This window comes from Pseudomonas atacamensis (assembly GCF_017167965.1).
GTDB lineage: Bacteria > Pseudomonadota > Gammaproteobacteria > Pseudomonadales > Pseudomonadaceae > Aquipseudomonas > Aquipseudomonas atacamensis.
The window spans coordinates 5,624,838-5,644,676 of sequence record NZ_CP070503.1 but is presented as its reverse complement, the minus strand read 5'-3'; the positions used below and the strand labels follow the sequence as shown (position 1 = coordinate 5,644,676).

Annotated in this window: 20 protein-coding genes and 1 pseudogene; 9 read left to right on the top strand and 12 right to left on the bottom strand. The window is 60.9% G+C overall.

Annotated elements, in window-relative coordinates; all coding sequences use genetic code 11:
• The first annotated feature begins 13 nt into the window (after nucleotides 1-13).
• The 6 genes from hutI (at nucleotide 14) to mdoH (ending at nucleotide 8,489) form a co-directional block, all read left to right on the top strand.
• On the top strand, nucleotides 14-1,219 hold the full coding sequence (gene hutI / locus JWU58_RS25550; protein ID WP_206421203.1) for an imidazolonepropionase: 1,206 nt from the start codon (nucleotides 14-16) through the stop codon (nucleotides 1,217-1,219).
• A gap of 10 nt (nucleotides 1,220-1,229) precedes the next feature.
• The gene (gene hutG, locus JWU58_RS25545) at nucleotides 1,230-2,033 is read left to right on the top strand and encodes an N-formylglutamate deformylase (protein ID WP_206421202.1); all 804 of its coding nucleotides are present in this window, start codon (nucleotides 1,230-1,232) and stop codon (nucleotides 2,031-2,033) included.
• A 243-nt stretch (nucleotides 2,034-2,276) separates the two neighbouring features.
• On the top strand, nucleotides 2,277-3,248 hold the full coding sequence (pip, locus tag JWU58_RS25540) for a prolyl aminopeptidase (protein ID WP_073471584.1): 972 nt from the start codon (nucleotides 2,277-2,279) through the stop codon (nucleotides 3,246-3,248).
• Nucleotides 3,245-3,682: a D-aminoacyl-tRNA deacylase gene (gene dtd / locus JWU58_RS25535; RefSeq protein WP_123444024.1), complete on the top strand. Its 438-nt coding sequence runs from the start codon at nucleotides 3,245-3,247 to the stop codon at nucleotides 3,680-3,682. Before pip ends, dtd begins: the two co-directional genes overlap by 4 nt.
• Nucleotides 3,683-4,144: 462 nt before the next feature.
• On the top strand, nucleotides 4,145-5,926 hold the full coding sequence (locus JWU58_RS25530) for a glucan biosynthesis protein G (RefSeq protein ID WP_162098724.1): 1,782 nt from the start codon (nucleotides 4,145-4,147) through the stop codon (nucleotides 5,924-5,926).
• Nucleotides 5,919-8,489, top strand: coding sequence for a glucans biosynthesis glucosyltransferase MdoH (gene mdoH / locus JWU58_RS25525; RefSeq protein ID WP_073471586.1), 2,571 nt, complete (start codon nucleotides 5,919-5,921; stop codon nucleotides 8,487-8,489). The genes JWU58_RS25530 and mdoH overlap by 8 nt, the downstream gene beginning before the upstream one ends.
• 250 nt (nucleotides 8,490-8,739) lie before the next feature.
• On the opposite strand, the gene JWU58_RS27670 is transcribed toward mdoH, so the two are convergent.
• The 11 genes and pseudogenes from JWU58_RS27670 to ubiE all read right to left on the bottom strand — a co-directional run bounded on the left by JWU58_RS27670 (nucleotide 8,740) and on the right by ubiE (nucleotide 16,956).
• Nucleotides 8,740-9,453, bottom strand: coding sequence for a methyl-accepting chemotaxis protein (locus JWU58_RS27670; protein WP_371262571.1), 714 nt, complete (start codon nucleotides 9,451-9,453; stop codon nucleotides 8,740-8,742).
• Between the two features lie 141 nt (nucleotides 9,454-9,594).
• Nucleotides 9,595-10,539, bottom strand: a pseudogene (locus JWU58_RS27665) (methyl-accepting chemotaxis protein); the annotation flags it as partial.
• A gap of 322 nt (nucleotides 10,540-10,861) precedes the next feature.
• Complete coding sequence (locus tag JWU58_RS25515) at nucleotides 10,862-11,569, bottom strand: 16S rRNA (uracil(1498)-N(3))-methyltransferase (RefSeq protein ID WP_016772076.1); 708 nt, start codon at nucleotides 11,567-11,569, stop codon at nucleotides 10,862-10,864.
• Nucleotides 11,566-12,357, bottom strand: coding sequence for a twin-arginine translocase subunit TatC (gene tatC / locus JWU58_RS25510; protein ID WP_016772075.1), 792 nt, complete (start codon nucleotides 12,355-12,357; stop codon nucleotides 11,566-11,568). The genes JWU58_RS25515 and tatC overlap by 4 nt, the downstream gene beginning before the upstream one ends.
• Entirely contained in the window at nucleotides 12,354-12,797 is a 444-nt protein-coding gene (tatB, locus tag JWU58_RS25505; RefSeq protein ID WP_123444023.1) for a Sec-independent protein translocase protein TatB, read from the bottom strand. Before tatB ends, tatC begins: the two co-directional genes overlap by 4 nt.
• Before the next feature lie 10 nt (nucleotides 12,798-12,807).
• A complete protein-coding gene (locus JWU58_RS25500) occupies nucleotides 12,808-13,089 on the bottom strand; it encodes a twin-arginine translocase TatA/TatE family subunit (protein WP_016772073.1) in 282 nt (93 codons plus the stop codon).
• A gap of 25 nt (nucleotides 13,090-13,114) precedes the next feature.
• Complete coding sequence (locus JWU58_RS25495; protein ID WP_003220849.1) at nucleotides 13,115-13,447, bottom strand: phosphoribosyl-ATP diphosphatase; 333 nt, start codon at nucleotides 13,445-13,447, stop codon at nucleotides 13,115-13,117.
• A complete protein-coding gene (gene hisI, locus JWU58_RS25490; protein ID WP_007899278.1) occupies nucleotides 13,440-13,841 on the bottom strand; it encodes a phosphoribosyl-AMP cyclohydrolase in 402 nt (133 codons plus the stop codon). The genes JWU58_RS25495 and hisI overlap by 8 nt, the downstream gene beginning before the upstream one ends.
• A gap of 120 nt (nucleotides 13,842-13,961) precedes the next feature.
• Complete coding sequence (ubiB, locus tag JWU58_RS25485) at nucleotides 13,962-15,566, bottom strand: ubiquinone biosynthesis regulatory protein kinase UbiB (RefSeq protein WP_110602570.1); 1,605 nt, start codon at nucleotides 15,564-15,566, stop codon at nucleotides 13,962-13,964.
• Nucleotides 15,563-16,186 carry a ubiquinone biosynthesis accessory factor UbiJ gene (locus tag JWU58_RS25480; RefSeq protein WP_110602572.1) on the bottom strand — a complete coding sequence of 208 codons (624 nt, stop codon included), beginning with the start codon at nucleotides 16,184-16,186 and terminating at the stop codon, nucleotides 15,563-15,565. The genes ubiB and JWU58_RS25480 overlap by 4 nt, the downstream gene beginning before the upstream one ends.
• Nucleotides 16,186-16,956 (bottom strand): bifunctional demethylmenaquinone methyltransferase/2-methoxy-6-polyprenyl-1,4-benzoquinol methylase UbiE, encoded by a 771-nt coding sequence (gene ubiE / locus JWU58_RS25475; protein ID WP_016772069.1) that lies wholly within the window; start codon nucleotides 16,954-16,956, stop codon nucleotides 16,186-16,188. The genes JWU58_RS25480 and ubiE overlap by 1 nt, the downstream gene beginning before the upstream one ends.
• Before the next feature lie 154 nt (nucleotides 16,957-17,110).
• On the opposite strand from ubiE, the gene JWU58_RS25470 reads away from it, so the two are divergent.
• The 3 genes from JWU58_RS25470 to JWU58_RS25460 all read left to right on the top strand — a co-directional run bounded on the left by JWU58_RS25470 (nucleotide 17,111) and on the right by JWU58_RS25460 (nucleotide 18,953).
• A complete protein-coding gene (locus JWU58_RS25470) occupies nucleotides 17,111-17,386 on the top strand; it encodes a polyhydroxyalkanoic acid system family protein (protein ID WP_056787308.1) in 276 nt (91 codons plus the stop codon).
• Nucleotides 17,387-17,614: 228 nt separating this feature from the next.
• A complete protein-coding gene (locus tag JWU58_RS25465; protein WP_016772067.1) occupies nucleotides 17,615-18,037 on the top strand; it encodes a phasin family protein in 423 nt (140 codons plus the stop codon).
• Nucleotides 18,038-18,047: 10 nt separating this feature from the next.
• Entirely contained in the window at nucleotides 18,048-18,953 is a 906-nt protein-coding gene (locus JWU58_RS25460) for a phasin family protein (protein ID WP_206421201.1), read from the top strand.
• A 254-nt stretch (nucleotides 18,954-19,207) separates the two neighbouring features.
• Here JWU58_RS25460 and JWU58_RS25455 read toward each other — a convergent pair whose 3' ends face one another.
• A complete protein-coding gene (locus tag JWU58_RS25455) occupies nucleotides 19,208-19,828 on the bottom strand; it encodes a TetR/AcrR family transcriptional regulator (protein WP_110602580.1) in 621 nt (206 codons plus the stop codon).
• Nucleotides 19,829-19,839 lie beyond the last annotated feature (11 nt).

The following is a 19,839-nucleotide window of genomic DNA, read 5'->3' as shown; positions in this document are numbered from 1 at the left end:
AAGAGGAACCGGGATGAAAACCCTCTGGCAACACTGCCACGTCGCAACCATGGCCAACGGCGCCTATTCGATCATCGAGGATGCCGCGATCGTCACGTCCGGCACGCTGATCGAGTGGATCGGCCCACGCACTCAATTGCCGTCCGGCGAATACCCGGCGCTCAATGATTTGCAGGGTGCGTGGGTCACCCCCGGTCTGATCGACTGCCACACCCACACCGTGTTCGGCGGCAACCGCAGCGGTGAGTTCGAGCAGCGTCTGCAAGGCGTCAGCTATGCCGAGATCGCCGCGCAGGGCGGCGGCATCGCCAGCACCGTGCGCGCCACCCGTGAAGCGAGCGAAGACGAGCTGTTCGCCAGCGCCGCCAAGCGCCTGAAAAGCCTGATGCGCGACGGCGTGACCACGGTGGAAATGAAATCCGGCTACGGTCTCGATCTGGCCAACGAGCGCAAGCTGCTGCGGGTCATCCGGCGCCTGGCCGAAGAGCTGCCGATCAGCGTGCGCAGCACTTGCCTGGCGGCGCACGCGTTGCCGCCGGAGTACAAGGATCGCGCCGACGATTACATCGATCTGGTCTGCGAGCAGATGCTCCCGGCCCTTGCCGCCGAAGGTCTGGTCGATGCCGTGGATGCGTTTTGCGAATACCTGGCGTTTTCGCCGGAGCAGGTCGAGCGGGTGTTCGTCGCCGCGCAACAACTCGGACTGCCGGTAAAGCTGCACGCCGAGCAGTTGTCCTCGCTGCACGGCTCCAGCCTCGCCGCGCGCTACAAAGCCTTGTCCGCCGATCACCTGGAGTTCATGGACGAGGACGATGCCATCGCCATGGCCGCTGCCGACACCGTCGCCGTGCTGCTGCCAGGCGCGTTCTACTTTCTGCGCGAAACCCAATTGCCGCCGATGGAAGCACTGCGCAAGCACAAGGTGAAAATCGCCATCGCCAGCGACCTCAATCCCGGCACCTCGCCAGCGCTGTCGTTGCGCCTGATGCTGAACATGGCCTGCACCTGTTTCCGCATGACCCCGGAAGAAGCTCTGGCCGGGGCGACCATCCATGCCGCGCAGGCGTTGGGCATGGCGCAGACCCATGGCTCACTGGAGGTCCGCAAGGTCGCCGATTTCGTGGCGTGGGACATCGAGCGTCCGGCGGATCTGGCCTATTGGCTCGGTGGCGATCTGGACAAGCGCGTCGTGCGTCACGGCATCGAATTGAATCTGTAGGAGAACGGTTGTGGACAAGGTTCTGAGTTTCAAACAAGGCCGCGTGCCGCTGCTGATCAGCATGCCCCACGCCGGCGTGCATCTGACCCCGGCGGTCGAAGCCGGGTTGATCCCCGCCGCGAAGAGTTTGCCGGACACCGACTGGCATATTCCGCTGCTCTACGATTTTGCCGAAGAACTGGGCGCCAGCACCCTGGCGGCTGAGTATTCGCGTTTCGTCATCGACCTCAACCGGCCGTCCGACGACAAGCCGTTGTATGCCGGGGCAACCACCGGGTTGTATCCGGCGACGTTGTTCGACGGTATCCCGTTGTTTCAGCAAGGTCTGGAACCGTCGAAAGAGGAGCGCGCGACTTACCTGGAGCAGATCTGGACGCCGTATCACCGCACCTTGCAGCAAGAACTGACGCGGCTGAAGGCTGAATTCGGCTACGCGCTGTTGTTCGATGCGCACTCGATCCGCTCGATCATCCCGCACCTGTTCGACGGCAAACTGCCGGACTTCAACCTCGGCACCTTCAATGGCGCCAGTTGTGATCCGCAATTGGCCAGTCAACTGGAAGCGATCTGCGCGCAGCACGAGCAGTTCACCCATGTGCTCAACGGTCGCTTCAAGGGCGGACACATCACCCGCCAGTACGGCGACCCGGCGCAGAACATCCATGCCGTGCAACTGGAACTGTGCCAGTCCACCTACATGGAAGAGTTCGAACCGTTCCGCTACCGCGCCGACCTCGCCGAACCGACGCGGGTGGTGCTCAGGGAATTGCTGCAGGGACTGCTCGCTTGGGGTGAAAAACACCACAACGCCTGATGCACCCCTGTCGGAGCTGCCGAAGGCTGCGATCTTTGATCGTTCCCACGCTCTGCGTGGGAATGCAGCCCGTGACGCTCCGCGTCACTGGACGCGGAGCGTCCCAAGAGGCGTTCCCACGCAGAGCGTGGGAACGATCAGGCCCCGGAGCATGCTCATTGACGCAAATCGGGTTTATGATGCCCAACGGCAGAATAATACGAGTCCCCCCAGGGATGACCTCGACCCCTTACGGAGCGCGCAATGCAGACTTTGTTTCCGCAGATCAAACCCCACGCCCGGCACGATCTGGCTGTCGATGACACCCATACGCTGTACGTCGATGAAAGCGGCTCGCCGGAGGGTTTACCGGTGGTGTTCATCCACGGTGGCCCCGGCGCCGGCTGTGACGCCCAGAGCCGACGCTATTTCGATCCGAATCTGTATCGCATTGTCACCTTCGACCAGCGCGGCTGCGGTCGCTCGACGCCGCACGCCAGCCTGGAAAACAACACCACCTGGGATCTGGTCGAAGACCTTGAGCGCATCCGCAAACACCTGGGCATTGAAAAATGGGTGCTGTTCGGCGGCTCGTGGGGTTCGACCCTGGCGCTGGCCTACGCGCAAACCCACCCGGAGCGGGTCCATGGTCTGATTCTGCGCGGGATTTTTCTCTGCCGTCCGCAGGAAATCGAATGGTTCTATCAGGCCGGCGCCAGCCGTCTGTTCCCCGATTACTGGCAGGACTACATCGCGCCGATCCCGCTGGACGAGCGCGACGACCTGCTCAACGCTTTCCACAAACGCCTGACCGGCAACGATCAGATCGCCCAGATGCATGCGGCCAAGGCGTGGTCGACTTGGGAAGGGCGCACCGCGACCCTGCGCCCGAACCCGCTGGTGGTCGATCGTTTCTCCGAGCCGCAGCGCGCGCTGTCGATCGCGCGGATCGAATGCCACTACTTCACCAACAATGCCTTCCTTGAACCTAACCAGCTGATTCGCGACATGGGCAAGATCGCTCATCTGCCCGGCGTGATCATTCACGGTCGTTACGACGTGATCTGCCCGCTCGACAACGCCTGGGAATTGCACCAGGCCTGGCCCAACAGCGAATTGCAGGTGATCCGCGACGCCGGCCACGCCGCGTCCGAGCCGGGCATCACCGATGCGCTGGTGCGCGCCGCGAGCAAAATGGCCCAGCGCCTGCTCGACCTGCCGCTCGAAGAAGCATGAAGGCGCTGTTGCAACGCGTACGCGGCGCGCGGGTAGAGGTCGCCGGCGAGGTTGTCGGCGCGGTCGATCACGGTTTGCTGGTGCTGGTGGCGGTAGAACCCGACGACACGCGTACCAGCGCCGACAAACTTCTGCATAAGCTGCTTAACTATCGGGTATTCAGTGACGCCGAGGGCAAGATGAATCTGTCCCTGGCTGATGTGGGTGGCGGGTTGCTGCTGGTCTCTCAGTTCACCCTCGCCGCCGACACCAGAAGCGGCCTGCGTCCGAGCTTTTCCACGGCTGCACCGCCGGCACTGGGTGAGGAATTGTTCGACTATTTATTGAGCCAGGCGAAACAGGTGCATGGCACTGTGGCATCAGGTAGATTCGGCGCCGATATGCAGGTGCACCTGGTCAACGATGGCCCGGTAACCTTCCTGTTACAGACCTGACAGTGCCTGAAACATCTTTTTCGGCAATTTCGACTGTTTTTAGGCTGTTTTCGCGATAAATACTTTGTTACCCCTGATGCGTTGTCATCCGGGCTACTAGATAATCGCGCGCTGCGGGGATCGACATTCGTTGATCCGTTTTGACTTAGGTAGAGACTTGTCTGGATCCGATTGGGGAATCATTTTGCCCCGGCGGAGTCGGAACAATGCTCGCCAACCTGGCATGAGCGGTCTGTCCGGCCATTTTTGTCAGCTTTATTTCGAGGGCCATGAAGCCAGAGGCAAGGCGCTGCGACGACTCATAGCTCGCTATGGGGAGGAGCAGCAACGCAGTATCTGGCTTCATGGAACCGAAATAAGCTGACTAAAAATGGCCACACAGACGGCTTGCTAGCCGTTGGTTTATTGATCTGTTTTCGGCGAGGGTTGCTCGTGATTGTTAGTCCCTGTAATGCAGCAAAAATGTCTGCCAAACGCATGCGAAGTGCTCTGGTAGCGGGTTCGGCGCTCCTGTGCCTGCTCAGCGCCGGTCAGCTTTGGGCGTTCAATCTTGACGACGTATCGGCCAAGGCCAAAGAGCTGGCCGGGCAGAAGTTCGAAGCCCCGCGCAGCAACCTGCCGAACGAATTCCGCGAAATGAAGTTCGCGGACTACCAGAAGATCCGCTTCCTCACCGAAAAGGCTGAGTGGGCCGATCAGAAGACGCCGTTCAAGCTCTCCTTCTATCACCAGGGTATGCACTTCGATACACCGGTGAAAATCAACGAAATCACCACCAATACCGTCTCGGAGATCAAATACGATCCGAGCCGCTTCGATTTCGGCGACCTGAAATTCGATCCGAAAGCCACCGAGCAACTGGGCTATGCCGGTTTCCGTGTGCTGTACCCGATCAACAAGGCCGACAAGCAAGACGAGATCATGACCATGCTCGGCGCGAGTTACTTCCGCGTCGTCGGCAAGGGCCACACCTACGGTCTGTCGGCCCGTGGTCTGGCGATCGATACCGCGCTGCCGTCGGGTGAAGAGTTCCCGCGTTTCCGCGAGTTCTGGATTCAGCAGCCCAAGCCGGGCGATAAGCACCTGGTGATCTTCGCTCTGCTCGATTCGCCGCGTGCCACCGGTGCCTACCGTCTGATCCTGCGTCCGGGCAGCGACACCATCGTCGACGTCAAGGCGCAGATGTTCCTGCGTGACAAGGTTGGCAAACTGGGTATCGCGCCGCTGACCAGCATGTTCCTGTTCGGCGCCAACCAGCCGTCGAAAGTCCTCAACTACCGTCGTGAACTGCACGACTCCAGCGGTCTGTCGATCCATGCCGGCAATGGCGAATGGATCTGGCGCCCACTGAACAACCCGAAACATCTGGCCGTGAGCAACTTCAGCGTCGAGAACCCGCGTGGTTTCGGTCTGCTGCAGCGTGGCCGTGACTTCAGCCACTACGAAGACCTCGACGACCGCTACGACAAGCGCCCGAGTGCCTGGATCGAGCCGAAGGGCGAGTGGGGCAAGGGTACTGTCGATCTGGTAGAGATTCCGACCGCTGACGAAACCAACGACAACATCGTTGCGTTCTGGAGCCCGGAAAAAATGCCGGAGCCAGGCCAGCCGCTGGACTTCGCCTACCGCATGCACTGGACCATGGACGAAGCAGCACTCCACGCGCCGGACAGCGCCTGGGTGGCACAGACCCTGCGTTCGACCGGTGACGTCAAACAATCGAACCTGATCCGTCAGCCCGATGGCAGCGTGGCCTATCTGGTCGACTTCGAAGGTCCATCGCTGGCGGCCCTGACGCCGGATGCCGACGTGCGCAGTCAGGTCAGCGTCGGTGACAACGCCGAACTGGTCGAGAACAGCGTGCGCTACAACCCGGAAACCAAGGGCTGGCGCTTGACCCTGCGGATGAAGATCAAGGACCCGAGCAAAGCGACCGAGATGCGCGCCGCCCTGGTTCAGCCGGTAGTCACCGCAGATCTGGGCAAATCGGTGCCGGCGTCCAATTCGTCGGTCGCCAAGGCTGACAAGGTTGCCGCCAAGCAACAGGAAAAACTCGACAAGGAAGCCAAGGCCGCCGAAGCCAAACAGGCTGAAGCCAAGCCTGCAGCCGACGCCAAGGACAAGGCCAACAAAGACGCCAAGCAGCCAGTCGCTGCCGACGCGGCCCCAGCCACACCGGAATCGGCGCCGACTGAAGAAGTCCTGACCGAGACCTGGAGCTATCAGTTGCCTGCCGATGAGTAATTCACCAGTACAGCCAGAGACTCTGTCCGAGTATCTGGCGCATCTGCCGATGACCGACGAGCAACGCGCGGAACTCGCGGGTTGCCAGTCGTTCAGCGAGCTGCATGAACGCCTGTCGTCCTCGACCTTCGACGCCCCTGCCGAAGCCGCCCAGGCTTCGGTGGGCAAGCGTCTGACCCTGAGCACTGCCGAAGAACTGGCTGAAGCGGAAATGCTGGTGCTCGACGCCAGTGGCCGGGTCAGCCTCAAGGCGACCCCGCCGATCCGCCGTACCAAGGTCGTGCCGGAGCCATGGCGCACCAATATTCTGGTGCGTGGCTGGCGCCGTCTGACGGGTCGCACCAACCCACCGCAGCCGCCAAAGGACGCCAATGTCCTGCCGGCCGCGCGCTGGCGCACCGTCGGTTCGATCCGCCGCTATATCCTGTTGTTGCTGATGCTCGGCCAGACCATCGTTGCCGGCTGGTACATGAAAGGCATCATGCCGTACCAGGGCTGGTCGTTCGTCGATCTGGAAGAAGTCCTGCATCAGCCGCTGCTGCAAACTGCCACGCAAGTGCTGCCGTATGCGCTGCAAACCAGCATCCTGATTCTGTTCGGGATTCTGTTCTGCTGGGTCTCGGCCGGTTTCTGGACCGCGCTGATGGGCTTCCTCGAGTTGCTAACCGGCCACGATAAATACCGTATCTCCGGGAAAAGCGCTGGTAACGAGCCGATTCCCAAAGATGCGCGTACTGCGCTGGTAATGCCGATCTGCAACGAAGACGTGCCGCGCGTATTCGCCGGTCTGCGTGCGACGTTCGAATCGGTAGCGGCCACCGGTGATCTGGATCGCTTCGACTTTTTCGTCCTCAGCGACAGTAACGACACCGATATCTGCGTCGCCGAGCAACAGGCCTGGCTGGATGTCTGCCGCGAGGCCAAGGGCTTCGGCAAGATCTTCTATCGCCGTCGTCGCCGTCGTGTAAAACGCAAGAGCGGCAACCTCGACGACTTCTGCCGTCGTTGGGGTGGTGACTACAAGTACATGGTCGTGCTCGACGCCGACTCGGTGATGAGCGGCGAGTGCCTGACCAGTCTGGTACGTCTGATGGAAGCCACGCCGGACGCCGGGATCATCCAGACCGCGCCACGTGCGTCGGGCATGGACACTCTGTATGCGCGGATGCAGCAGTTCGCCACCCGTGTGTACGGCCCGCTGTTTACCGCCGGTCTGCACTTCTGGCAGTTGGGTGAATCCCACTACTGGGGTCACAACGCGATCATCCGCATGAAGCCGTTCATCGACCACTGCGCTCTCGCGCCGTTGCCGGGTAAAGGCGCGTTCTCCGGTGCAATCCTGTCCCACGACTTCGTCGAAGCTGCGCTGATGCGCCGTGCAGGCTGGGGCGTGTGGATTGCCTACGACCTGCCGGGCAGTTACGAAGAGTTGCCGCCGAACCTGCTCGACGAGCTCAAGCGTGACCGTCGCTGGTGCCACGGCAACCTGATGAACTTCCGCCTGTTCCTGGTCAAGGGCATGCACCCGGTGCACCGCGCGGTGTTCCTCACCGGCGTGATGTCCTACCTGTCGGCGCCGTTGTGGTTCTTCTTCCTGGTGTTGTCGACCGCGCTGCTGGCGGTGAACACGCTGATGGAGCCGCAGTACTTCCTCGAACCGCGTCAGCTCTATCCGCTGTGGCCGCAATGGCACCCGGACAAGGCCATCGCGCTGTTCTCGACGACCATCGTGCTGCTGTTCCTGCCGAAGCTGTTGAGCATCATCCTGATCTGGGCCAAGGGCGCGAAAGAGTTCGGCGGCAAGTTCAAGGTGACCCTGTCGATGCTGCTGGAGATGCTGTTCTCCATGCTGCTGGCGCCGGTGCGGATGATTTTCCACACCCGCTTCGTCCTCGCCGCGTTCCTCGGCTGGGCGGCGACCTGGAACTCGCCGCAGCGTGACGACGACTCGACGCCGTGGAGCGAAGCGGTCAAGCGCCACGGTCCGCAGACGTTGCTGGGCTTCTTGTGGGCGCTGCTGGTGATCTGGCTGAACCCGAGCTTCCTCTGGTGGCTGGTGCCGATCGTCGGTTCGCTGATGCTGTCGATCCCGGTATCGGTGATCTCCAGCCGTGTCGGCCTTGGTCTGAAGACCCGTGACGAGAGCCTGTTCCTCATCCCCGAGGAATACAATCCGCCACAGGCCTTGCTGGCAACGGATCAGTACACCCACGAGAACCGCTATCACGCCCTCAACGACGGCTTCGTCCGCGCCGTGGTCGATCCTCAGCAGAACGCCTTGGCGTGCTCGCTGGCGACCTCGCGTCACGGCCAGGCCGAGCCGATCGAGTGGCTGCGTCAGGAACGCGTGCGTCACGCGATCAAGGTCGGCCCGGCCGGGCTGAACAACCATGATCGCCTGCAACTGCTTAGCGACCCTGTCGCACTGGCACGCCTGCACGAGCAGGTCTGGGCCGAAGGTCACGCTGAGTGGCTGGACGCCTGGCGCGCTTCGGTGAAAGCCGATCCGCATGCGCCGTTGCTGCCGCTGCGACCGGTGAGCCTGCAGGCTCAGCCGGCCTGATAAAAAAACCCCGCTGATTCAGCGGGGTTTTTTTATGTCCGCTGATTTGCGAACAAATCCGGATAAAGCCTAAAACCAGTGCATAGCATCCGTCGCCAAATTGGCGCGCCCGTTACCTACGACGCGCAAACCGCGCCGCTGCCTTCGCGAGCAGGCTCGCTCCCACCTTGGAATGCGTTTCCCTGTGGGAGCGAGCCTGCTCGCGAATGGCATCACCTCGGTTACAGGCGAACCGAGGTTGTGCATCAACTCAGACTTTGAAACGGCCGACCAGCATCTGCAGATGCGTGCCCAGTCGCGCCAGTTCAACGCTGGATGCGGCAGTCTCCTCGCTCGCCGCCGAGGTCTGATCCGACACATCGCGCACGTTCAGCACGCTGCGGTTGATCTCTTCGGCCACGGCGCTCTGCTGCTCGGCAGCGGCGGCGATTTGCTGGTTCATCGCCTGGATCGCCGAGACGGTGCGAGTGATGCTCTCCAGTGAGCCGCCGGCGCGCCGGGTCAGCTCGACGCTGCTGTCGGTGAGGCTGCGGCTGTTGTCCATGATCGTCGCCACTTGCTGGGTACCGTTTTGCAGACCGACGATCAGCTCCTCGATCTCTTCCGTGGACTTCTGCGTGCGCTGGGCGAGGCTGCGAACTTCGTCGGCAACCACGGCGAAACCACGTCCGGCTTCACCGGCGCGGGCCGCTTCGATGGCGGCGTTGAGGGCCAGCAGGTTGGTTTGCTGGGCCACCGACTTGATCACATCGAGGACGCTGCCGATCTTGTCGCTTTCACGCTTGAGCTCGCCCATGGCTTCGGTGGAGTGGCCGACCTCGACCGCCAGACGTTCGATCTGGGCGATGGCTTCGCCGACGACCTTGTCACCTTCGCGGGCCTGTTGATCAGCGGCGACAGCGGCCTCAGAAGCTTCTTCAGCGTTGCGCGCGACTTCCTGCACGGTAGCCGCCATTTCGTTCATAGCGGTGGCGACCTGATCGGTCTCGATCTTCTGATTATTGACCCCGGCGCTGGTCTGCTCAGTCACCGCGGATAGCTCTTCAGCGGCGCTGGCGATCTGCGTGACGCCGTCGCTGATACCGCCGATCAACTCGCGAAGGCCCTGGGTCATGCTTTGCATCGAGCGCTGCAATTGTCCGAGTTCGTCGCGACGCAGGGAAACCAGGTTGTGGGTCAGGTCGCCAGCGGCCACGCGCTCGGCGACTTTCAGGGTCTGGGTCAGCGGAATGATGATTTGTCGGGTGATCGCCCAAGCGGCAATCAGACCGAAGGCCAGTGCCAGCGCAGTGGCGACCAGCAGCATGTTCTTGGCATGGGCAGCATCGGTGTCGCGCACCACGGTTTGCGATTCAGTGAGCTTCTTGCTGACCGACATCAGGATCTCGCCCTGAGCCGACATGTTCGCCAGTGCAGCAGTGTTCTTGACCTGCGAATCACGGAATTGAGCGACGGCGGCGCGATAGGCCTTGAGCGAGTCGGTGGCCTGCTGCAGGTTGGCGATGTGCTGCTCTGGCACGCGGGTCGGCAGGCTTTCGAGGTTTTTCAGGGCGTTGTCGATGGCGGTCAGCGCCGGTTGCTCGGCATCGGCCTTGCCGCTGTAGGTGTAGCCGCGCACCTGATAGCGCGCCTGCTGCAACAGTTTGCTCAGCTCGATCACCGCGTTGTACTGCGCAACGCTGTCACCTTGCAGCAGTGCACTTTCGACTTCGCCGACCTTGGCCACGGCATTATCGGCATTGGCGCCAAGCTTGCTGCGCGCATCTTCACGCTGGACGGTGGCCTGGGTCATTTCGCCGAAGGCGCGTTTGTATTCGGCGACCGCAGCAAGCTGTTGATCGACCATCGCCACATCGGATGGCTGCTCGATCATGCCGCGTGCCGATTGCAGACCGCTTTCGAGTTTGCTGAGCAATTCATTGACCGCGCCCGGACCCTGTTCACCACGACGCATGTCGTAGTCCATGCGCGCCAGGCGCAGGTCTTTGGTCAGCTCATTGAGGCTGGAAATGAAGCCGAGCTTGTCGCCACGGCTGATGATGCCGCTCATGCCGGTCCAGCCGGTGAAAGTGATCAACAGCGTCAGCAACAGCACCAGGCCGAAACCGATGCCCAGCTTGCGTTTGACGCTGACGTTTCCAAGACTCTCGGCTAACCAACGGTACATGCGACCACTCCCTTCGGACCACTTGATTGGACTTATAGGGGGTGTATCGGCTGGGTGGTGGCAATCTGTAACGCCACTTGTCTGCGACTGCAGGGGCTTGTAGGAGCTGACGAGTGCAACGAGGCTGCGATCCTTTGATCTTGCGTTTAAAACAAGATCAAAAGATCGCAGCCTTCGGCAGCTCCTACACAGGATCGGGGTCGCGTCAGAACAGGCGTGCAAGCAGTGCGGTGACGGCGGTTTCGACGCGCAGGATGCGCTCGCCCAGTTGCACCGGTTGCAGGCCGGATTTGGCCAGCAGATCGATTTCGTAGGGAATCCAACCACCCTCGGGGCCGATGGCCAGGGTCACCGGTTCGCTCAGAGCGCGCGGGCAGGGCGGGAAGTTGCCGGGGTGGCCGACCAGGCCGAGGGTGCCCTCGGCGATCGCCGGCAAGCGATCTTCAACAAAAGGCTTGAAGCGCTTCTCGATAACGATCTCCGGCAACACCGTATCGCGAGCCTGTTCGAGCCCGAGGATCAACTGCTCACGAATCGCTTCCGGCTCCAGAAATGGCGTCTGCCAGAAGCTTTTTTCGACGCGATAGCTGTTGACCAGAATCACCTTGGCCACGCCCATGGTCGCGACGGTCTGGAACACGCGGCGGAGCATTTTCGGCCGGGGCAGGGCCAGCACCAGGGTCAGCGGCAGTTTGGCCGGCGGTGGCTGATCGAGGTTGACGCGCAGCTCCGCTTCGCCGGCTTCCAGACGCAGCAACTCGGCCGAACCCATCAACCCGTTGATGCGCCCGACGCGCAGGCTGTCGCCGACTTCCGAACGATGCACTTCCTGCATGTGGATCAGGCGGCGATCACGCAGAATCACGCGGTCGGCCGCAATGAAGTCGGCCTCTTCGAGCAGCAGCAGGTTCATGCCTGGGTCGCTGGCGGCTGGTCGTTGTGGTCGTCGGCCGGCGTTTCGTCCGGGCGTTCGCGCTTGCTGACCAGCGCGCCGAAAAGGATGCCGATTTCGAACAGCATCCACATCGGCACAGCCAGCAGGGTCTGCGAAAAGATGTCCGGCGGGGTCAGGATCATGCCGACCACGAAGCAGCCGATGATCACGTACGGGCGGATCTTCTTCAGGTATTTGACGTCGACCACGCCGATCCACACCAGCAGGACTACGGCCACCGGAATCTCGAACGCCACGCCGAAGGCGAAGAACAGCGTCATGACGAAATCGAGGTAGCTGGCGATGTCGGTCATCATTTCCACGCCGGCCGGGGTGGCAGCGGCGAAAAACTTGAAGATCAGCGGAAATACGAAGTAATAGGCGAACGCCATGCCGATGTAGAAGAGCAGGATGCTGGAGATCAGCAGCGGCACCGCGACGCGTTTTTCATGCTTGTACAGGCCCGGCGCGATAAAGCCCCAGATCTGATGCAGGATCACTGGAATCGCAAGAAACAGCGAAACCATCATCGTCAGTTTCAGCGGCGTCAGGAACGGCGACGACACGTCGGTGGCGATCATCGTCGCGCCGACCGGCAGATACTGGCGCAGCGGCGTCGAGACGAAGGTGTAGATCTGCTGGGTGAACGCGAACAGTCCGGCAAAGATAATGAAGATCGCCGCCACGCAACGCAGCAGGCGGGTGCGCAACTCGGTGAGGTGTGAAACCAGCGGCATGTGCTGGTCGTTTTCCGGAAGATCGCTCATGGGGCTCGCGGCGGCAGTGTAGGGTCTTGAGGCGCTGGTGTAGTCGGCGCGGCGGAGGGCGCTACGTGTTCAACCGATGTGTCTGTGGTAATCGGCGCGGTTCCTGGCGGTGTTACAACAGGTGCAGGAGTCGGAGCGGCAGCGCTGTGAATCGTCTGCTCGCCCACAGGCTCGACCGGCGTCGGCTCCTGTTGGCTCGGATTGAAAATCTTCCGCGCCTCTTGCTCCAGCGACAGAATATGTTCGTTGTGCAGTTGCCGACGGATCTCGTCGGCACCGATTTCACGTTCAACTTCCTGTTTGATCGCGTTGAAGCTGCGCTTCAGGCGGCCGACCCACAGACCGGCGGTGCGCGCCGCGCCCGGCAGACGCTCGGGGCCGAGCACCAGCAGGGCGACGAGGCCGACGAGCAGCAGTTCAGAGAAGCTGATACCAAACATTAGTCAGTGCTCACACGTCTTTGCGGATCGGCTCTTCGACTTTCTGCGCCTGCACGTCGATGGTGTGCGGCGGGTTGGCCTGAGCGGTGGTTTGCGGCTGCACCGGTGGCACAGGCTGGGCCGGCGGGGTCACGCTCGGCTCGGCCGGTTTTTCGTCGTCGTTCATGGCTTTGCGAAAGCCCTTGATCGATTCGCCAACGTCGGTGCCGAGGTTTTTCAGTTTCTTGGTACCGAATACCAGCACCACGACAATCAGAATGACGACCCAGTGTTTCCAGTCAAAAATGCCCATGTGGCGATTCCTCTCTAAAAGTTGTTCAGGCGGACGGACGCGAGGCTTTCTCGACGTGTCCGGACAGGCCGAAGCGACGGTCCAGTTCATCCAGCACGGCCTGCGGATGCTGCCCCAGTTGGGCGAGCATGACCATGCTGTGGAACCACAGATCGGCGGTCTCGTAGATCACATCACTGCAATCGCCGCTGATCGCGGCATCCTTGGCGGCAATAATGGTTTCGACCGACTCTTCGCCGACTTTCTCCAGAATCTTGTTCAGCCCCTTGTGATACAGGCTGGCGACATACGAACTGTCGGCGGCTGCGCCTTTGCGCTCTTCAAGTACCTGAGCGAGGCGGGTCAGGGTGTCACTCATGTGTGTGTCCTGCGGAATAGATAGCGTGCGGGTCTTTCAGTACCGGATCGACCGTTTTCCAGTCGCCGTTTTCGAAGACCCGGTAAAAGCAGCTTTGACGGCCGGTGTGGCAGGCGATGTCGCCGATCTGTTCAACCATCAGAATGATCACGTCGGCATCACAGTCCAGGCGCATCTCATGCAGGGTCTGCACATGACCGGACTCTTCGCCCTTGCGCCACAGCTTGCCACGGGAACGTGACCAGTAGATTGCACGATTTTCCGCAGCGGTCAGTTCCAGCGCTTCGCGGTTCATCCAGGCCATCATCAATACGCGCCCGGTTTTGTGATCCTGGGCAATCGCCGGCACCAGGCCGTCAGCGTCCCACTTGATCTCGTCCAGCCAGTTTTTCATCTTCAATTCCTGAAAAGCAGCTTCGAGTTTCAAGCTTCAAGCTGCAAGTAAAAGCAGGTTGCGGTGTTCCGGTGTCGTCAAGCTTGCAGCTGGCAGCTTATAACTTGCAGCTGATTCGTGCTATCGGCGAACGACCAGATACAAACCGACCGCGATCATGATTCCGGCGGGCCAGTGCGACCAATCGGTCAACGGACCACCCGCTGCGAGGATCGCGCCGCCGGCCAGATGCGCGCAGCCGAGCAGGCGCAGGAACCAGTCGTCCTTGCGTTTGCGCCACGGCGGCGGTGGGTCTTTGGCGTGGGGTTGCGACATGCGTTCGAGCAGATCGCGGGCCATGTTCGACAGGTGCGGAATCTGCTCCAGCTGGCTCTGCACGTTGCCCAGCAAGGCTTTCGGGCTGACGCGTTCGCGCATCCAGCGCTCGAGAAACGGCTGCGCGGTGTTCCACAGATCCAGATCCGGGTACAGCTGACGCCCGAGGCCTTCGATGTTCAGCAAGGTCTTCTGCAACAGCACCAGTTGCGGCTGCACTTCCATGTTGAAACGGCGAGCGGTCTGGAACAGGCGCATCAGCACCTGGCCAAATGAAATATCTTTTAACGGTTTTTCGAAGATCGGCTCGCACACCGTACGGATCGCCGCTTCGAATTCGTTGAGTTTGGTTTCCGCCGGCACCCAGCCCGAATCGATGTGCAACTGCGCCACACGGCGGTAGTCACGCTTGAAGAAGGCGAACAGGTTGCGCGCCAGATAATCCTGGTCTTCCGGGGTCAGGCTGCCGACGATGCCGCAGTCAATCGCGATGTATTGCGGGCTCCACGGATTGACCGTGCTGACGAAAATGTTGCCTGGGTGCATGTCGGCGTGGAAGAAGCTGTCGCGGAATACCTGCGTGAAGAAAATCTCCACGCCGCGCTCGGCGAGCATTTTCATGTCGGTGCGCTGGTCGGCGAGTGTCGCCAGATCGGTGACCTGAATGCCGTAGATGCGCTCCATGACCAGCACTTTCGGCCGGCACCAGTCCCAATAGACTTGCGGTACATAAAGCAGCTGCGAGCCTTCGAAGTTGCGGCGCAACTGGCTGGCGTTGGCCGCCTCGCGCAACAGATCGAGTTCGTCGTAAATGGTCTTTTCGTAATCCTGCACCACGTCGACCGGGTGCAGCAGGCGCGCGTCAGCGGAGAATTTTTCCGCCGCGCGGGCGAGGATGAACAGCCATGCCAGATCCTGCGCGATGATCGGTTTCAGGCCTGGGCGAATAACCTTGACCACGACTTCTTCGCCACTTTTCAGCTGCGCCGCATGCACCTGCGCCACCGAGGCCGAGGCCAGAGGGGCGACGTCGAAACGGCTGAACACTTCGCTGATTTTCTTGCCCAGCTGTTCTTCGATCAGCTTGATCGACACTTGCGAATCGAACGGCGGCACGCGGTCCTGCAGCAGCATCAGCTCATCGGCGATGTCTTCCGGCAACAGGTCGCGGCGAGTCGAAAGAATCTGCCCGAACTTGATGAAGATCGGCCCCAGATCCTGCAACGCCAGACGCAAGCGCGCGCCACGGTTGAGTTCCAGCGGCTTGCGCGGCAGCCAGCGCCACGGCAGCAAAAAGCGCACGGCCAGAAGGAACCAGGGCAGCGGCAGATCGAACAGCAGGTCATCGAGGCGGTAGCGGATCACGACGCGCTGGATGCGCAACAGACGGCGGACGGCAAGCAGCTTCATGCGTTATCGCTTGGGTCGAGGGATCGGGAAAGGCGCTCGAAACGCGCCTCGAGTCGTTCCAGATCAAGTTTGATCCGGTCCAGTTCGCTGAACCGCGCTTCGGCTTCGCGCTGCCCGACGAGGGTGCGCGATTCTTCGGCGAGGTATTCGGCAAGATTCTGGTTGAGGCTGGCAAATCCTTGTTGATACCAGCGTGCGCGGCTGCGCAGGTGACCACCGAGCAATTGCGTGGCGACCGGGCCGAGCCAGCGCGAGAGTTCGTATTCCCAGTCCAGCTCAAGATCCTGCAGTACGCCGGCCAGCTCCAGCAGCACGCCGCTGTCGCCATCGAGCTCGACTTCCGGTGCGTGCAGCACGGCGGTCTTGTCTTTGCTCAGGGCCAGTTTCACCAGGCTCGAGGCCGGTGCGCGCAACGTGCAATCGACATCCGCTGCCCACTGCGAGGCAAGCATCAAGCCTTCGTCGCTGGGCAGGATGAACAGTTGCAGCGCCGGGCTGCGGCAGTCGACGGCAATCACCTTGCCGGCCAAATGCGCCAGACGCGGCAGCGCCGTGCTGTCGAGACGCAGCACCCGGTTGAGGCCGAGTTCGACGCTGGCGAGCAGCCCGGTGAGCACCATCAGGGTTTGATGCCGCGGTGCAGGGCGACGATGCCTGCGGTCATGTTGTGATAGGTCACGCGGTCGAAACCGGCCTCGACCATCATCGACTTCAGGGTTTCCTGATTCGGGTGCATGCGGATCGATTCGGCCAGGTAGCGATAGCTTTCCGAATCGTTGGTGATCAGCTTGCCCATCAGCGGCATGAAGGCGAACGAGTAGGCGTCGTAGGCTTTCGACATCAGCGCGTTGGTCGGCTTGGAGAATTCCAGCACCAGCAGGCGTCCGCCGGGCTTGAGCACGCGCAGCATCGAACGCAGCGCGTCCTCTTTGTGCGTCACGTTGCGCAGACCGAAGGCGATGGTCACGCAGTCGAAATGGTTGTCCGGGAACGGCAGTTTTTCCGCGTCGGCCTGGACGAATTCGACGTTGCCGGCAACGCCCAGATCGAGCAGACGATCACGGCCGACCTTGAGCATCGACTCGTTGATGTCGGCCAGCACGACCTGGCCAGTCGGGCCGACAAGGTTCGAGAACTTGCGGGTCAGGTCGCCGGTGCCACCGGCGATGTCGAGCACGCGGTTGCCGCTGCGCACGCCGGAAAGCTCGATCGCGAAACGCTTCCACAGACGGTGCATGCCGCCCGACAGAAGGTCGTTCATCAGGTCGTATTTAGCGGCTACGGAATGGAAAACCTCAGCGACTTTTTCCGCTTTCTGGCTTTCCGGAACGTTTTTGAAGCCGAAGTGAGTGGTGGGTTCGGCATCGCTGCCTTTGCGCTGATCAGTCATATCGCTGTCACCAAAAGAGAATGCGCGACATTCTAATCCCCAAGCCATGCTTTGTCTTGGAATGGCTAAAGGTAAGATGGGCAACCTTCGGGACGATTTGCCGCAGATGCGGTCAAGATTCAACGTCAGCCATTCAATCATCAGGAGTCATTCCATGGCCAAAATCAGTGTTGAGCGCGCCCACACCCTGGGCAAGGAAGCCGCCCGCGAAAAGGCCGACAAACTGGCCAAAAAGCTCAACGAACAATACGGCCTTGAGCCGCAGTGGTCGGGCGACACCCTGAACCTCAAGCGCTCCGGCGTGAAAGGCGAGGTGCATGTGGCGGACGATTCGATCAGGGTCGACGTCGAGCTGGGCCTGATGATGTCGGCCATGAGCGGCATGATCAAAGCCGAGATCGAGAAGGCGTTGGATAAAGCCCTGGCCTGATTCAGGTTGAAATCCAATCCCCTGTGGGAGCGAGCCTGCTCGCGAAAGCGGTCTTTCAGTCAGATTATCCGTGACTGGCAAACCGCTTTCGCGAGCAGGCTCGCTCCCACATTTGTTTAGAATTGCTCCAGCTGGTTAGGGTGCCCTTTCTAATTTTTCTCCCTACTTTGTGCCTGAGCCCGACACTCGTCCGGCAGTTCCTCAAACCTTCTGCGCGTGAGGTGCACCATGGCCAAAGTCATTTTGAAGAAAAAAATCGACGCTCCGACTTCCACTCTGAGCGACGTCAAATCCTATGCCCGCAAGATCTGGCTGGCAGGCCTGGGCGCCTACACCAAGGTCGGCCAGGAGGGCAGCGAGTACTTTCAGGAGCTCGTCGCCGCCGGTCAAACCGTTGAAAAGAAAGGCAAAAAAGCCGTCAGCGAAAAACTCCTCGCGGCCAACGCCGAGATCGACGACGCGGCCACTCAGGTCAGCTCGTTCAAGGGTCGCGTTGAAGTTCAGCTCGACAAGGTCGAGAAGGCCTTCGACAACCGTGTGGCCAGCGCCTTGAATCGGATCGGCATTCCGTCTAAACATGACGTTGAGGCACTCTCTGCTAAGCTCGATGAGCTGACGGCATTGCTCGAACGCGTCGCGCGAAAATCTTAAGGAGAACGGGATGGCTGGCAAAAAGAACACCGATAAAGAAAGCAGCTCGTGGGTCGGGAAGGTCGAGTCCTACTCCCGCAAAATCTGGCTGGCTGGTTTAGGCGTGTACTCGAAGATCGACACTGACGGCAGCAAACTCTTCGATGCATTGGTCAAAGACGGCGAGAAAGCCGAGAAGCTCACCAAGACTGCCGTCGGCAAGAAAGTCGAGGACTCGACCTCCTCGGCCAAGTCGCGCATCAGCGGCGTGAAAGACCGCGCCATGGGCAAGTGGGACGAGCTGGAAGGCGCTTTCGACAAGCGCCTGAACAGTGCGATTTCGCGCCTGGGTGTGCCGAGCCGCAATGAGGTGAAGGCGCTCAACGCCAAGGTCGACACGCTGACCAAACAGATCGAAAAACTCACCGGTCTGAAAGCTCAGCCTGTGGCGGCAAAAACCGCTGCGGCGAAACCTGCCACTAAAACTGCAGCGGCCAAACCTACGGCGAAAACCGCAGCCAAGCCACTGACCAAAGCAGCGGCAAAACCTGCTGCAAAAGCTGCGGCCAAAACGGCAGCCGCCAAGCCTGCGGCCAAAGCGGCAGCCAAACCGGTTGCCGCCAAGGCCGCTGCGAAACCGGCAACCAAAGCAGCAGCAAAACCTGCGACTAAAACTGCAGCGAAACCAGCGGCCAAGCCAGCAGCGAAAACTGCTGCGGCCAAACCCGCTGCGAAGCCTGCGGCCAAACCGGCTGCGGCGAAAAAGCCTGCAGTGAAAAAACCGGCTGCGCCGAAAGCCGCTGCGCCGAAACCGGCCGCCGCACCATCGACTGCTCCAACAGCTCCGGCCAACGCGGCAAACTCCGCTGCGGCGCCTACGGCAGCCGCTACTCCGACTGCAGCATCGACACCGTCGACGCCATCCAGTCAGTCCTGATTTCAGGGCAAATCAAAAACGCCCGGCCTGTGAAGGTCGGGCGTTTTTGTTTGTGCATTCCAAGCGGCCCCTCACCCCAGCCCTCTCCCCAAGGAGAGGGAGCCGACCGAGGTCTCCTGCGTCATACGTCGACCTGAACAAATCGAGTCGATTATCGATTCAAAGAAGCTCGCTCAGGTCGGCGTAGCTAGCGAACATCCCCCAATCAGTCCCCTCTCCCTCCGGGAGAGGGTTAGGGTGAGGGGCTTTTCGGGTCAGTCGTGATCCTCAAGGTATTGCAGCGCCATCCGCTCTGTCGCCACCTTCACTGGCGGCAGCAAATGCGGCGCCACCAGCATCATGATCTGATAAACCACCAACCTGACCTCTCCCTCACGATCAATAATCCGCTGGTAATCCAGCGAGAACAGCAGCGTCATGGTCACCTGCTCGACCAGTTGCCCCAGCGCCTGGGTATCGCTGACCAGTTGCCCCGAAGCCTTCAAGCGCGCCAGCAACGACGCTAGCGTCCGCTTCAGCGCATTGAGCAGATTGCGAATCCCCTTGGCCAGCTTCGGCAGGCGCCCGGCGAGGTTCGACAGGTCCTGGAACAGGAACCGGTATTGCGCCAATCGCTCGACGATCAAATGCAGAAACAGCCAGTAATCCTCCGGTGCAAGCTCCACGTCCGGCGGCGGGTCGAGTAGGGGTGCGAGTTCGTGCTGGAAGCGTTCGAACAGACCGAGAATCAGCGGTTCCTTGCCGTGGAAGTGGTAGTAGAGATTGCCCGGGCTGATCCCCATTTCGTTGGCCACCTCCATGGTGGAAACGTTCGGCTCACCCTTTTCGTTGAACAGTTGCAGTGCACATTCGAGAATCCGGTCGCGGGTTTTCATCCAGTCTTCTT

Bases quoted from the DNA above. Each gene is read 5' to 3' on its own strand.
- JWU58_RS27670 (WP_371262571.1), bottom strand. From the start codon at position 9,453: ATGAACGAAATGGCGGCTACCGTGCAGGAAGTCGCGCGCAACGCTGAA.
- ubiB (WP_110602570.1), bottom strand. From the start codon at position 15,566: ATGAAGCTGCTTGCCGTCCGCCGTCTGTTGCGCATCCAGCGCGTCGTG.
- mdoH (WP_073471586.1), top strand. From the start codon at position 5,919: ATGAGTAATTCACCAGTACAGCCAGAGACTCTGTCCGAGTATCTGGCG.
- hutI (WP_206421203.1), top strand. From the start codon at position 14: ATGAAAACCCTCTGGCAACACTGCCACGTCGCAACCATGGCCAACGGC.
- JWU58_RS25455 (WP_110602580.1), bottom strand. From the start codon at position 19,828: ATGAAAACCCGCGACCGGATTCTCGAATGTGCACTGCAACTGTTCAAC.
- JWU58_RS25500 (WP_016772073.1), bottom strand. From the start codon at position 13,089: ATGGGCATTTTTGACTGGAAACACTGGGTCGTCATTCTGATTGTCGTG.
- JWU58_RS25530 (WP_162098724.1), top strand. From the start codon at position 4,145: ATGTCTGCCAAACGCATGCGAAGTGCTCTGGTAGCGGGTTCGGCGCTC.
- tatC (WP_016772075.1), bottom strand. From the start codon at position 12,357: ATGAGCGATCTTCCGGAAAACGACCAGCACATGCCGCTGGTTTCACAC.
- ubiE (WP_016772069.1), bottom strand. From the start codon at position 16,956: ATGACTGATCAGCGCAAAGGCAGCGATGCCGAACCCACCACTCACTTC.
- JWU58_RS25465 (WP_016772067.1), top strand. From the start codon at position 17,615: ATGGCCAAAGTCATTTTGAAGAAAAAAATCGACGCTCCGACTTCCACT.
- JWU58_RS25480 (WP_110602572.1), bottom strand. From the start codon at position 16,186: ATGGTGCTCACCGGGCTGCTCGCCAGCGTCGAACTCGGCCTCAACCGG.
- pip (WP_073471584.1), top strand. From the start codon at position 2,277: ATGCAGACTTTGTTTCCGCAGATCAAACCCCACGCCCGGCACGATCTG.
- JWU58_RS25470 (WP_056787308.1), top strand. From the start codon at position 17,111: ATGGCCAAAATCAGTGTTGAGCGCGCCCACACCCTGGGCAAGGAAGCC.
- hisI (WP_007899278.1), bottom strand. From the start codon at position 13,841: ATGAAAAACTGGCTGGACGAGATCAAGTGGGACGCTGACGGCCTGGTG.
- JWU58_RS25460 (WP_206421201.1), top strand. From the start codon at position 18,048: ATGGCTGGCAAAAAGAACACCGATAAAGAAAGCAGCTCGTGGGTCGGG.
- JWU58_RS25515 (WP_016772076.1), bottom strand. From the start codon at position 11,569: ATGAACCTGCTGCTGCTCGAAGAGGCCGACTTCATTGCGGCCGACCGC.
- dtd (WP_123444024.1), top strand. From the start codon at position 3,245: ATGAAGGCGCTGTTGCAACGCGTACGCGGCGCGCGGGTAGAGGTCGCC.
- tatB (WP_123444023.1), bottom strand. From the start codon at position 12,797: ATGTTTGGTATCAGCTTCTCTGAACTGCTGCTCGTCGGCCTCGTCGCC.
- JWU58_RS25495 (WP_003220849.1), bottom strand. From the start codon at position 13,447: ATGAGTGACACCCTGACCCGCCTCGCTCAGGTACTTGAAGAGCGCAAA.